Genomic DNA, 12,899 nt, shown 5'->3' on the forward strand with positions numbered 1-12,899 from the left:
CCCCGCGCCCGCCGAGGCCGGGGACGGCTGCCGGCCGGGGGTGTGGGCGGCCACGCCGGCGAAGAGCGCCGCCGCCGCCTCTGTCCGGAACACGAGGCGCCGGGCCGCCGTGCCGAGCAGGAGCACCCGTGCGCCGAAGGCGGCCGCGGCCACGGGGTCGTCGGGCCAGCGGAGCAGCTGATTGCCGGTGAAGCCCACCACGCCGTCGAGGCGGTTCAGCAGGGGCTGGAACACCCGCGCCCAAGCACGCGAGTCCCGGCCCAGGGCGTCGGCCGTGCGGTCGAGGTTCAGCCAGGCGACCGCGGCCTGCCCGCCGTCCAGCGGATGCGCGTAGGAGATCTCGGGGACGATGAACGGCACCCGCCCGGTCAAGCCGAATTCCCGGAAGAACGGGGAGGCCAGGGCGGCGGGGTGCACGGCGGAGCCGACGTCGTGCCGGAATCCCGGCAGGGTCAGCTCCTGCGTGCGCAGGGCCCCGCCCGCCGCCCCGGACTGCTCGATCACCTGCACCGACAGGCCGGCCCGGGCCAGCACGACCGCGGCTGCGAGGCCGTTGGGTCCGGCACCGACCACGTTGACGTCAGGCACGGGTCCCTCCGGGAAGGGAGACGGGGGGCACGAGCATTCCGACCTCGGAGCGCACCCACCAGTCGCCGGTCGCGCGACGCTCGGCTGGGGTGGAGAACCGGTACAGGAAGACCCGGGCACGCACGTACCGGGGCGGGCCGGACGGGAAGGGGTTCGCGCGCAGCATCCGCAGTGTCGCCCGGTCCCCCTCGAGCAGCCGGGCCAGGAGCATCTCGAACCACCGGGTGTCGCGGGTTCCGAGCGCCAGGAACCACATCAGCCAGTCGAGCCGGAGGTGGTACGGCGCGAACTGGCGGGGCATCCGCGCCGGATCGCCCGGTTTGCCACGGAACTCGTAGGCCAGCCACCCGGACTCGTCGCCGGGGTCGGCGGCGTCGCTGCCCTCCACGACCACCTCGAAGCGCTCCTTCGTGACCGTGCCGAAAGCGCCGTAGGCGTTCACCAGGTGGTAGCGGTTGAAACTCGCGTTCATCAGCTGGCGGCGGGCGAACAGGTTGCGCAGCGGCCACCAGCTCAGCACCAGCAGGAACCCGGTCGCGGCGAGCACCACGACGACGAACCAGAGCGGCGTCTCCCCCGCCGGCGCCGGCGGGGCCAGGCCGAGCACGAACCGGATGCTCGTGTCGTCGATCGCGGAGAAGGCGAGCACGATGGTGATCCAGTTGAGCCAGGCGAAGTTGCCGGTGAGCACGAGCCAGCCCTGGGTCAGGATCACGATCAGGCCGGCAACGGATGCGAGGGGCTGGGGCGCGAACAGGAAGAACGGCACGACGAGCTGGGCGAAGTGGTTGCCCAGGACCTCGCCGCGGTGGAACCACTTCGGCAGGTGGTGCACGAACCAGCTGACCGGGTTCGGCATCGGCTGGGTCTCGTGGTGGTAGTACAAAGCGGTCAGGTCGCGCCACTCCTGGCCGCCGCGGATCTTGATCAGGCCGGCGCCGAACTCCAGGCGAAACAGGAGCCAGCGGCAGAACAGGATCACGACCAGCGGAGGAGCCACGTCGTTGGAGCCGAGGAACGCCACCACGAAGCCGGCCTCCAGCAGCAGGCTCTCCCAGCCGAACGAGTAGAACGTCTGGCCCACGTTGACGATCGACAGGTAGGCGGCGAAGAGCAGGAGGAAGCACGCCATCGGCAGCCAGGGCGGTGCGAGTTGGGGCAGGCCGGCCACCAGGGCCGCCGCCAGACCGGCCCCCGACCACGCAAGCACGCGCAGCATCCGGTCGGAGTAGCGCCAGTGGAACAGGCTCGGGGACTGGCGGAATCGCACCTGCCGGGTGAACCGGGCCACCGGGAGCAGACCTCGGTCGCCCAGCAGCACGGGGAACTGGTTGATTGCCGAGACGAAGCCGATCAGATAGCACGCCGCAACGCCGCGCTGCAGTACCTGCCGCGCGACCTCATAGTCTCCCGCATCGAACCATTCCATGGTGCCCTCACGATAGGCCGCGGGAGACGGGCCTTCAATGGGGCGGGGACCCGGGACACGGAAACCGCCGCCCGGGGTGCGGGGCGGATCCGGGCCGGACCTTGACGAGGCGGACTAAACCGGTATAGCCTTCCTCTAAACCGGTTCAGTTGGATCGGCTGTCAATGAGGAGGCCACCCGTGAACCGCGAGAAAGTCACGATCGCCGTCGTCGCCAAGCAGGCCGGCGTCAGCAAGGGGCTCGTGTCCTTCGCCCTGAACGACCGCCCCGGCGTCGCCGCCGAGACCCGCGCCCGCATCCTGCAGGTTGCCACCGAACTAGGCTGGAAGCCCTCCCTCCGCGCCCGGTCGCTCTCCACCCAGCGCTCCTTCGCCCTGGGCTTCGTCATCGCCCGGAACCCCGATGTGCTCGCCTCCGACCCGTTCTTCACCTCCTTCATCGCGGGCGTCGAGAGCATCCTCACCGACCAGGGCCGCACCCTCGTGCTCAGCGTCGTGCCCGACGAGGCGAGGGAAGTGAAGACCTACCGCTCACTCGTCGCCGACGGCCGGGTCGACGGCGTCTTCCTCAGCGACCTGCGACACAACGACCCCCGCATTCCGCTCCTGTCCGAACTGGGCCTCCCGGCCGTCACGCTCGGCCGCCCAGACGGCGACAGCCCGTTTCCCGCCGTATCCGTGGACGACAGCCCGGGGATCGCCGCCTCGGTGGCGCACCTGGTCACCCTCGGCCACCGCCGCATCGCGCACGTCGCGGGCAACTCGGCCCTGTTGCACGGCAGCAGGCGCCGGGAGGCTTTCGCCGCGGCGCTCCGGGACGCGGGACTGCCCGAGGGCCAGACCGTCGAAACGGACTTCTCCATGGCGGACGGCTCGGACGCCACCCGCCGGCTCCTCACCCAGGACCGGCCGCCGACCGCGATCGTCTTCGCCAACGACCCGATGGCCATCGCGGGCCTCGGAGTCGCCCACGAGTTCGGCATCCGGGTTCCCGAGGACCTGTCGATCACGGGCTACGATGACATCGATTTCTCCCGCTACGTGTACCCGCCGCTGACGACCGTCAGTGCCGCGCCCATGGTCTGGGGCCGGGCCGCGGCGACCACGCTGCTCGCCCTGATGGAGAACGGAACGGCCGACGACGTCGACCTCCCCGCCGCCCGGCTCGTGATCCGCGGCTCCACCGCACCACCACTCAATCCCTGGTAGCCCACATAGACCTCCCGCAGCAAGGCTGCTGCGGAGCAGAAATGGAGAACGAAATGCACAACAATCGAATGGCGAGGCGTCTGCTTACCGTCACGGCGGCTTCGGCCACCGCGATCCTGGCGCTCAGCGCCTGCGCGTCCGGTGGGGCATCCGGGGATGCCGCCACGAGTCGTGGACCGATCACCATCTGGTACTCGAACAACGAGTCCGAAATCGCCTGGGGCAAACAGATGGTGGAGGCCTGGAACACCAAGAACCCGGATGAAAAGGTGAAGGCACAGGAGATTCCGGCCGGCAAGAGCAGCGAGGAAGTCATCGGAGCCGCCATCACGGCCGGCAACGCCCCGTGCCTGGTCTTCAACACGGCGCCCGTCGCCGTGCCGCAATTCGAGAAGCAGGGTGGTCTCGTCAACCTGTCCAGCTTCAAGGACGGTACCGCGTACATCGAGAAGCGCACCGGCGACGCTGCCGCGCAGTACAAGAGCGCCGACGGCAAGTTCTACCAGATGCCGTGGAAATCCAACCCCGTCATGATCTTCTACAACAAAGACATGTTCGCCAAAGCCGGCCTCGACCCGGAGAACCCGAAGCTCGCCACCTACGACGAGTTCCTCGCCACCTCGCGCACCCTGGTCGAGAGCGGCGCAGCACCCAACGCCATCTACCCGGCGCCCACCAGCCAGTTCTTCCAGAGCTGGTTCGACTTCTACCCGCTGTACGCCGCCGAGACGGGTGGCACGCAGCTGATCGAAGACGGCAAGTCCACCTTCAACACCCCCGACGGCGCCAAGGTGGCGGAGTTCTGGAAGACCCTGTACGCCGAGGGTCTCGCCGGCAAGGAGCAGTACCAGGGCGACTCCTTCGCCGATGGCCAGGCGGCCATGTCCATCGTCGGCCCGTGGGCCGTGTCGGTGTACAAGGATGCCGTCAACTGGGGCGCGGTTCCCGTTCCCACCAGTGAGGGCACACCCGCTCAGGAGACCTTCACGTTCAGCGATGCGAAGAACGTGGGCATGTTCACGGCCTGCAAGAACCAGGCGACCGCCTGGGACGTGCTGAAATTCGCGACCAGCGAGGAACAGGACGGCCAGCTGCTCGACCTGACCGGCCAGATGCCGCTGCGCCAGGACCTGACCACGGTGTTCCCCGAGTACTTCGCGGCCAACCCGGCCTACGAGCAGTTCGGTGACCAGGCGTCCCGCACGGTCGAGGTGCCCAACGTCCCCAACTCCGTGGCCGCATGGCAGGCATTCCGTGACATGTACACCAAGACGGTCATCAGCGGCGAGGGTGAGATCCCCGCAGCCCTGGACGGCGCGGCAGCCAAGATCGACAAACTGATCGCCCAGCCGTAACCCGACAATGTCCACTTCGACAGCACAACGGCCCGCCGCCGGGAGGTCACAAACACCTCCCGGCGGGGGCGCCCGTCGGCGCCGCAGGCGCCCCTTACTGGGAAAGAACCCCTTCGGGCTCCTGCTCAGCACGCCCTACCTCATTTTCGTCCTGGCGGTCTTCGCGTACCCACTCGTGTTCGCCTTCTGGATGTCCTTCCACGACTACTTCTTCGCCGCTCCAGGCGCCCAGGTCGACCGGCCCTTCGTCGGCCTCGACAATTTCCGGGAAGTGCTCAGCGACCCGGCCATCATCCGTTCGTTCGGCAACGTGGGGATCTTCCTGCTGATCAACGTCCCACTGACGGTCGTCCTCTCCCTCGTGCTCGCCAACGCCCTGAACAAGGCCGTGCGATTCCGCACGTTCCTGCGGGTGTCGTACTACGTGCCGTATGTGACCGCGAGCGTCGCGGTCGTGGGCGTCTGGATCTTCCTGTTCAGCGGCAACGGCCTGGTCAATGAGATTCTCGGGCCGCTCGCACCCGACCCGCCCTGGCTGATCAACGAGACCTGGGCGATGCCCACCATCGCGATCTTCGTGACCTGGAAGGGCCTCGGATTCTTCATCCTGCTCTACCTGGCCGCCCTGCAGAACGTGTCGGAGGAACTCTACGAGGCCGCCGCGACCGATGGTGCCGGCAAGATCCGCAGCTTCTTCTCGGTCACCGTGCCGGGCGTGCGTCCCGCCACCGTGCTCGTGCTGCTGCTCTCCACCGTCACGGGGGCGAATCTCTTCACGGAGCCGTACCTCCTCACCGGCGGCGGCGGCCCCAACGGGGCATCCTCCTCACCCGTACTGATGATGTACCAGCGCGGAATCGAACAGGGGTCGCCCGACACGGCGGCCGCGATCGGAGTCATCCTCGTGATCGGAGTCCTCATCCTCGCGTTCATCCAGCGCAAGCTCGCGGGAGGTGACGAATCATGACCCGCAAGCAGAACATCCTGCGCGGCGTGGTCCTGGCCGTGGGGGCACTCGTGTTCCTGTTCCCGTTCTACTACATGGTCATCGGCTCGCTGCAGGAGACGCCCGACCCGTCGGTCGCCGGCGCCTTCCCGAATCCGGCGAACCTCACCCTGGCCAACTACGGCGACATCAACAGCCGGATCAACCTGATGCAGGGGCTGCTCAACTCGGGCATCTTCACCGGCGGTGTGATCCTCTGCACCGTGGTGTTCGGGGTGCTCGTGGGCTACGCCCTCGCCCAGCTCCAGTGGCGCGGCCGCGGGGTCACCTTCGCGCTCGCCCTGCTGGTGCAGGTGGTCCCGTTCCAGCTCCTGATGATCCCGCTGTACGTGATGATCGCCAGGGACTACGGTCTCGCGGACAACTACGTGGGCATGATCCTGCCGTTCGCCATCAACTCCACGGCCGTGATCATCTTCAGACAGTACTTCTTGCAGATCCCGAAGGAACTCTTCGATGCCGCGCGGATCGACGGGGCCGGCGAGCTGCGCATTCTCCGCCGGATCGCGCTGCCTCTCGTTCGGCCCGCCCTGCTGACCGTCGTGCTCCTGACCTTCATCGGCCCGTGGAACGAATTCCTCTGGCCATTCCTGATCACCAAGGAGGCGTCCCTCCAGCCGCTCGCGGTTTCACTCGCCAACTACCTCAGCAACGTCGCGGCCACCGCGGCGAACCCGTTCGGGGCGGTCCTTGCCGGGGCCTGCGTCCTCGCCGGTCCTGCTGTGCTTCTGTTCATCCTCTTCCAACGGCACTTCGTGTCGAACAATATCGGCTCCGGCGTGAAAGGTTAGACATGCCCACCCCCACAGAATTCCCCTACCGACTGACCCGCATGGGCATCATCATGACGCCGGAAAAGGGCAACGCCCTCGAGGCCGAAGGAGTCCTGAACCCCGGGACCGGCCACACCGCGGATGGGACCCTGTACCTGCTCCCCCGCCTCGTCGCGACGGGCAACGTCTCCCGGGTCGGCCTGGCCCGGGTCATCATCACGGACGGCGTCCCCACGGGCGTCGAACGCGAGGGCATCGTCCTCGAGCCCGACCGGGGCTGGGAGCGCGGCGCGAACAACGCCGGCGTCGAAGACCCCCGGGTCACGTTCATCCCCCGCCTCGGTTTGCACGTCATGACCTACGTCGCCTACGGCCCCCTCGGCCCGCGCACGGCCGTCGCCGTGTCATCGGACCTGCGCGAATGGCGCCGGCTTGGCCCGGCTCTCTTCGCCTACGACGACGCGCTGGACATGGACCTGAACCTGTTCCACAACAAGGACACCGTGTTCTTCCCGGAGCCCGTCTCCGGCCCGAACGGCGTGGAAAGCTTCGCCGTACTGCACCGCCCGATGTGGGACCTCAGCGAGGTCAAGCCCGGCGAGGGCGTGCGGGTCCCGGCCGGCGTCACCGACACCAGGCAGAGCATCTGGATCAGCTACGTGCCCGTCGCCGACGTGCTCGCCGACCTGACGAGGCTCACCTTCTGGGGCGGCCACAAGTTCCTGGCCGGCCCGGAATTCCCGTTCGAAGCGCTCAAGATCGGCGGCGGACCGGCCCCCCTGCGCGTACCGGAGGGCTGGCTGCTGATGCACCACGGTGTCACCGGCACGATCGACGGAGCGTTCTCGCAGCAGCAGAAGGTCAACTACGCCGCCGGCGCGATGATCCTCGACGCCGACGACCCCACGATCATTCTGCAGCGCACCAGCGAGCCGCTTCTCAAGGCGGAGACGCCCGACGAGATCAGCGGCATCGTGCCGAACGTCGTCTTCCCGACCGCGATCGAGGAGATCGACGGGCAGCTGTTCGTGTTCTACGGCATGGCTGACTCGAAGATCGGCGTTGCACGCCTGGACCACGTCCCGGCGTAACGACAGGGACAGCCTCGCGAACGGCCTCAGTACGGCGACGGAAACGTCGCCGTACTGAGGCCGTTCGCGTCTCGTCCGTCTCATCCGTCGCCCCCGGCACGGCGTGGAACCAATTCGACGGAGATTTTGTCGCCGAAGTGCGATTCCGGTCCGTTTCGGCCCCGTTCGCGCCGGTCCGGGCAAAATCTCCGTCGAATTCGTTGGGGGAACGCGCGCTGGTGCAGGCGAGCGCACGCGCACTGGCGCAGGCTGCGAGGAGACGTGGGTCAGCTAGACGTGCGCTAGCCGGCCGTGGGTGCTAGCCGGCCGGTGTGGGCGGCGGGGTGAGGAGGCCGAGGGTGGCCTTCAGTCGGGCCTCGGCATCCGGGTCGGCCTGACCGGCCTGGCTCGCCGCGATGTTCGCCTCGGTGACGGCACGCAGTACCTCGTCGCGCTGGATCTTGACCCCGCGCGGGGCATCGACTCCGATGCGGATGCTGTCACCGCGCACATCAAGGACGGTGATGACGATGTCATCACCGATGAGGATCTTCTCCCCCTGTTTGCGTGTTAGAACCAGCACCTGTTCAGCCTAGCTTGACCGGTTGGCCCGGTCGGTGAGGCTCGGCCTCAAACCCGCCATCGTCGCCGAGGTCGCCTCGGAACCGTCGATCCACCCCACCGGCAGTCCCAACTCGTCGATCGTCTCCGGCGACGCTGTGGACCCGGCCTCGATCACGGCGACCGCGTCGAGGGAGAGGTGCGCGGACAGGCGCGATACCCAGGCGGCGGTGTCCTCGGCCTTGCGGCCGGCATCCACGACCACCCAGACCTGGTCTGCGCCCACCGCAGCCAGGATCGCGGCCTCGTCCGCAGCCGCCTCCCCGGCTTCGTCATCGGACTCCAGGCCGAAGGCCACGAAGACCGTCTCGCCCTGATCCACCGCGCGGGCTCGGGCCGCCAGGGCCGTGCGCCGGTCCGTGACCCGTCCGCTCCTCGCCGTAGACAGCACACCGGCGACCAGAGGGGATGATCCGGCGCCGCTCCGGGACGCCATCGCCCGCGCGACCGGGAACGCCGCGTCGGCCCGACCGATGATCAGCACGAGATCACCGTGCCCGGCCAACGGACGCGGCGGCGTGGCGGGGCGGCTGCTGCCGGCACCCGTGTGGCCGGTACGGGTACGATCTGAGGCCCCGGGCCGCGCTCATCCGTCACCGGACCGGCCGTCGTGAAAGTGAGTTCGTCCATCAGGTGGGCGAAGTCGTCGGAGGCGGTCGACAGGCGCGGTTCCGCCACCGCCTGCAGGCGGGCTTCGGCCTCGTCCGCCTCGTCCAGCAGTGCCGCGAGCCCGAGTCGCGTCTGCCGATCCGGCTGCACATGGGCTGCACGTCGCCGGCGCGTGGGCACGGGCACCTCGACCGTCACCTCGAGATGACGGCGGGCGAAGAATCCATGGATGCCGCCCACGGTGACCCGCTCGGCCGCGACGATGCGGGCATCCGCTCCGTGCTCCAAGAACACGCGAGCCTTCAGCTCCGGCAGGCTGGCACCCTCAAGCTGAAATCGTTTCCGTTCCACGGACCACCCCCACGGTCTCGATGCCGACGTTCGCGCTCGTCACCTCGAGGTAGGACAGCACGGGCAGCCCGCCGGCCTGGGCCGACACCATGCGCCGGATCGCCGGTCGCAGGGCGGGAGCGCAGACCAGTACGGCGGTCAGGCCGCTCTCCTCGACCGCGGCCAGGGAGGACTTGAGCGAACCGAGGATGGCGTCGATCCGGTGCGGCTCCAGCATGATCTGGGAGCCCTGCTCGGAGGGGCGCATGCCTTCGAGCATGGACTGCTCGAGAGCGGGTTCGATCATGATCACGCGGAGCAGTCCCTCGTCGAGGTACTGGGCGGTGAGCGCCGGGCCGAGCGCCTGCCTGGCAGCCTCGATCAGCCCCTCCGGGTCGGCCGAGACCTTGGCCCGGAGGGAGAGCGCCTCGTAAATGCGGGGAAGGTCGTTGATCGGGATGAGCTCGACGAGCAGACCCTGCAGCACACGCTGCACCTCGGCGAGGGAGAGCATCCCGGGGATGAGGTCGTCGACGGCGGCGGGATTGACCTGCCGCACGCCGTCGGTGAGCACGCGCACGTCTTCCCGGGTGAGGAGCCGCGCCGCGTTGCCGGTGATGATCGAGGACAGGTGGGTGATCAGCACCGAGACCCGGTCGATGACCGTCGCGCCGACCATCTCGGCGCTGTGCCGCATCTCGCTCGGCACCCACTTGCCGGCCAGCCCGAAGACGGGCTCGACCGTTGCGGTGCCGGGCAGCCCGTCGAGGAAGTCGCCGAGGGCGAGGACCTTGCCGGCCGGGGCGAGTCCGCGCCCGGCCTCGACCCCCGCGATCCGGATCACATACGTCGACGAGGGCAGTTCAACACTGTCCCGGGTGCGCACGGGGGGTACGACCACGCCCAGGTCCATCGCGATTTTGCGGCGCAGCGCGCGCACCCGCGCGAGCAGGTCATCCTGCGCGCCGGAGACCAGGTCCACGAGGTCGGGGGCGAGCAGGATCTCGAGGGCGTGCACCCGCATCGTCTCGATCAGGTCTTCAGGGGTGTCCGACCGGGGTGCCTGGCTCTCCAGGCTCACAGCGGCCTCACGCCCCGCCTGCTCGCGGGCCTCGCCCGCCTTGATCCGCTGGGAGAACACGATCAGGCCCACCCCGATCACGACGAAGGGGATGATCGGCATGCCCGGGATGAGGGACATCAGCAGCGCGGCGGCGCCGGCGATCATCAGGGCGTTGCGGGATTGGGTGAGCTGCGCGGATGCGGTGGCGCCGATGTCGGATTCCACGTTGGAACGCGTCACGATCATGCCGGTGGAGACCGCCATCAGCAAGGCCGGGATCTGGGTGACGAGGCCGTCGCCGATGGTGAGGAGCGAGTAGGTGCTCATGGCATCGGTGATCGACAGGCCGCGCTGCACCATGCCGATCGCGATACCGCCGACCAGGTTGATGATGATGATGATGATCCCGGCGATCGCGTCGCCCTTCACGAACTTGGACGCGCCGTCCATGGCGCCGTAGAAGTCGGCTTCGGCGGACACCTCGGCTCGGCGTTCCCGGGCCTGGATGTCGGTGATCAGGCCGGCGTTCAGGTCCGCGTCGATCGCCATCTGCTTGCCCGGCATGGCGTCCAGGGTGAAGCGCGCCCCGACCTCCGCCACCCGCTCAGCTCCCTTGGTGACGACGACGAACTGGATCACGACCAGGATCAGGAAGATCACGGCACCGATGATGATCGAGCCGCCGACCGCGACCTGGCCGAAGGAGGCGATGACCTGCCCGGCGTAGCCGTCGCCCAGGACGAGCCGGGTCGAGGCCACGTTCAGGCCCAGGCGGAACAGGGTGGCCACCAGCAGCAGAGAGGGGAACACGGAGAAATCGAGGGGTTTCTTGACGAACATGGTCGTCAGCAGCACCACCAGCCCGAGCAGGATGTTGATGATGATCAGCACGTCCAGGAGCACGGCCGGCACCGGAACGACCAGCAGAAGGATGATGCCGACGACGCCGATCGGGACGGCGAGCTTGGCGAACGTGCTTTTCATCGGAGGCCTCCTGAAGCCGGGGCAAGGTCGTTCATGGTGTGCACGCCGGTCGAGGCGCCGGAGCCGCGCGCCTTCAGGGCGAGCACGAAGGCGAGCACCCGGGCGACCGCGTTGTAAAGCTCGATCGGGATCTCCTGGCCGAGGTCGCAGGCGCTGTGCAGGGCGCGGGCGAGCGGGATGTCCCGCACGATCGGCACCCCGTCGGTTTCCGCCTGCTCGCGGATGCGGGCGGCGATCACGCCGGCCCCCTTGGCGACCACGCGGGGCGCGGACTTGCCCGGCTCGTATCTGAGCGCGACGGCGAAGTGGGTGGGATTGACGAGCACGACGTCGGCGGTCGCGACCGAGGCGATCATCCGATTGCGGCTCATCGCCAGCTGGCGCGATCGACGCTGGGACTTGACCTGCGGGTCACCCTCGGAACTCTTGTTCTCGTCGGTGACCTCCTTCTTGGTCATCCGGGTGCGTTTGCGGTTGCGCTTCATGACGACGAAGACGTCGGCCGCGGCGAGCACGAGGCCGGCGATGACGGCCGACTGCACCAGCGAGACCGCCCCGCCCGTCGCCGCGTCGATCAGGGCTGTCACCGGCAGACCGCCGGCGGTCATCAGAACGGGGGTGAGCCCCTGGATCACCAGGGTGAGCACCACGCCGACGGCGATGGTCTTGAGCAGGGCTTTGACCCCCTGCCACACGGCCTGACCGCCGAACGTGCGCCCGAGGCCGGTGACCAGGTTGAACTGCTCATACTTGCCGGCCACCCTTTTGAAGTGCACCCCGCCCTGTGCGACGGCCCCGCCCAACACGACGACGAAGACGGTCGCCAGCATCGGCGTGAGGATGCCCGCCATCGAGCCGAGCGATTCCCCGAGCATCTGCACGGCGAGGTCCGGGTCCGGGCGGGCGATGAGCATCCGGATGTTCAGCATCTGACCGGTTCCCGCCTGCGCGGCCAGTCCGACGGTCACCGGGGTCATCACCGCCGCCGCACCGATCCCGAGCCATGCAGTCAGGTCCTGGGACTTGGAGAGTTGACCCTTGGACCGGACCTCGCGCATCCGTTTCTCGGTCGCCTGTTCGGTCTTCTCACCGGAGTCGGACATCTATTTCACCCCCAGCATCGTGCTCACGGCGTCGCCGGTGAGCGAGGAGACGATCCGCGGAAGCGCGACGAAACCGGCCGCGCCGAGGGTGAGGGTGATCAGGATCTTGAGCGGGAAGCCGAGGGCGAAGGCGTTCAGGGCCGGGGCGACCCGGGTGAGCAGGCCGAGGCCGGCGTCGGCGAGGAACAGGACGACGATGAGCGGGCCGGCGATCTGAACGGCCGCGAGGACCATCTGGCCCACGGCGGCGGTGACGGCCTGCATCGGCACGGCGAGGTCGAGCCCTCCCCCGAGCGGGAGCGCGTCGAAGGTGCGGCTGAGGCCGCCGATGATGAGCTGGTACCCGCCCGACGCGAACAGGAGTGCGAGGGCCGTCATCTGGTAGAGCCGGGTGAACATGGCGCCGTTGACCATGGCCTGCGGGTCGAAGCCCTGGGCCAGCTGGAAGCCCCCGAACATGTCGATCAGGTTGCCCGCGGACTGCAGCGCCGAGAAAATCACGAGCACGAGGAAACCCAGCACTCCGCCGACCAGGAGCTCCAGCAGGAGCGCGACGATGAAACCGGCGGTGTCAGGCGAGACGTACCCGGGGGTGACCCGCGGGGAGACGGCCAGGGCGAGGCCGAGCGCCAGCATTCCCTTCACGCGCAGCGGAAACGCGTTATAGGAGAACGGCGGCGCTACGACTATGAAGGCCACCATTCGCACGCCCGCGAGGGTGACCGCTTCGATCCAGGCGAAGTCGAGGGTGAGATCCACG

The 12,899-nt window shown here is 68.5% G+C and carries 13 protein-coding genes; 5 read left to right on the top strand and 8 right to left on the bottom strand.

What is annotated here, in order from left to right; all coding sequences use genetic code 11:
• On the bottom strand, positions 1-588 hold a 588-nt coding region (locus E3T42_RS04260; RefSeq protein ID WP_134402517.1), incomplete at its 3' end, for an NAD(P)/FAD-dependent oxidoreductase.
• A complete protein-coding gene (locus E3T42_RS04265) occupies positions 581-2,017 on the bottom strand; it encodes a lipase maturation factor family protein (RefSeq protein WP_134367476.1) in 1,437 nt (478 codons plus the stop codon). The genes E3T42_RS04260 and E3T42_RS04265, both read right to left, overlap by 8 nt.
• A 179-nt stretch (positions 2,018-2,196) precedes the next feature.
• On the opposite strand from E3T42_RS04265, the gene E3T42_RS04270 reads away from it, so the two are divergent.
• From E3T42_RS04270 to E3T42_RS04290, 5 genes are read left to right on the top strand one after another with little or no spacing between them, the layout of a single operon-like run.
• Entirely contained in the window at positions 2,197-3,225 is a 1,029-nt protein-coding gene (locus E3T42_RS04270) for a LacI family DNA-binding transcriptional regulator (protein WP_241975825.1), read from the top strand.
• Positions 3,226-3,278: 53 nt separating this feature from the next.
• Positions 3,279-4,580, top strand: a complete 1,302-nt coding sequence (locus tag E3T42_RS04275) for an extracellular solute-binding protein (protein WP_370261701.1) — start codon at positions 3,279-3,281, stop codon at positions 4,578-4,580.
• 7 nt (positions 4,581-4,587) lie between these two features.
• Positions 4,588-5,547, top strand: coding sequence for a carbohydrate ABC transporter permease (locus E3T42_RS04280; protein ID WP_134402519.1), 960 nt, complete (start codon positions 4,588-4,590; stop codon positions 5,545-5,547).
• Positions 5,544-6,377 carry a carbohydrate ABC transporter permease gene (locus E3T42_RS04285; RefSeq protein ID WP_134367481.1) on the top strand — a complete coding sequence of 278 codons (834 nt, stop codon included), beginning with the start codon at positions 5,544-5,546 and terminating at the stop codon, positions 6,375-6,377. The genes E3T42_RS04280 and E3T42_RS04285 overlap by 4 nt, the downstream gene beginning before the upstream one ends.
• Before the next feature lie 2 nt (positions 6,378-6,379).
• Positions 6,380-7,450: a glycosidase gene (locus E3T42_RS04290; protein WP_134367483.1), complete on the top strand. Its 1,071-nt coding sequence runs from the start codon at positions 6,380-6,382 to the stop codon at positions 7,448-7,450.
• A gap of 298 nt (positions 7,451-7,748) precedes the next feature.
• Here the strand turns inward: E3T42_RS04290 and csrA are convergent, their stop codons facing one another.
• Genes csrA through E3T42_RS04320 form a run of 6 tightly spaced genes read right to left on the bottom strand, consistent with a single transcriptional unit; the run spans position 7,749 to position 12,898 of the window.
• Entirely contained in the window at positions 7,749-8,012 is a 264-nt protein-coding gene (csrA, locus tag E3T42_RS04295; protein WP_134402520.1) for a carbon storage regulator CsrA, read from the bottom strand.
• A 9-nt stretch (positions 8,013-8,021) separates the two neighbouring features.
• Positions 8,022-8,534 (bottom strand): hypothetical protein, encoded by a 513-nt coding sequence (locus tag E3T42_RS04300; RefSeq protein ID WP_134402521.1) that lies wholly within the window; start codon positions 8,532-8,534, stop codon positions 8,022-8,024.
• Entirely contained in the window at positions 8,528-9,010 is a 483-nt protein-coding gene (locus E3T42_RS04305) for a hypothetical protein (RefSeq protein ID WP_134402522.1), read from the bottom strand. The genes E3T42_RS04300 and E3T42_RS04305 overlap by 7 nt, the downstream gene beginning before the upstream one ends.
• Positions 8,985-11,036 carry a flagellar biosynthesis protein FlhA gene (locus tag E3T42_RS04310; protein ID WP_134402523.1) on the bottom strand — a complete coding sequence of 684 codons (2,052 nt, stop codon included), beginning with the start codon at positions 11,034-11,036 and terminating at the stop codon, positions 8,985-8,987. Before E3T42_RS04310 ends, E3T42_RS04305 begins: the two co-directional genes overlap by 26 nt.
• Positions 11,033-12,139 carry a flagellar biosynthesis protein FlhB gene (locus E3T42_RS04315; RefSeq protein ID WP_134402524.1) on the bottom strand — a complete coding sequence of 369 codons (1,107 nt, stop codon included), beginning with the start codon at positions 12,137-12,139 and terminating at the stop codon, positions 11,033-11,035. The genes E3T42_RS04310 and E3T42_RS04315 overlap by 4 nt, the downstream gene beginning before the upstream one ends.
• Complete coding sequence (locus tag E3T42_RS04320) at positions 12,140-12,898, bottom strand: flagellar biosynthetic protein FliR (protein ID WP_134402525.1); 759 nt, start codon at positions 12,896-12,898, stop codon at positions 12,140-12,142.
• Position 12,899: the final 1 nt, after the last annotated feature.

The sequence above is a fragment of the Cryobacterium sp. TMT4-10 genome, from assembly GCF_004403275.1.
GTDB classification, from domain to species: Bacteria; Actinomycetota; Actinomycetes; order Actinomycetales; family Microbacteriaceae; genus Cryobacterium; species Cryobacterium shii.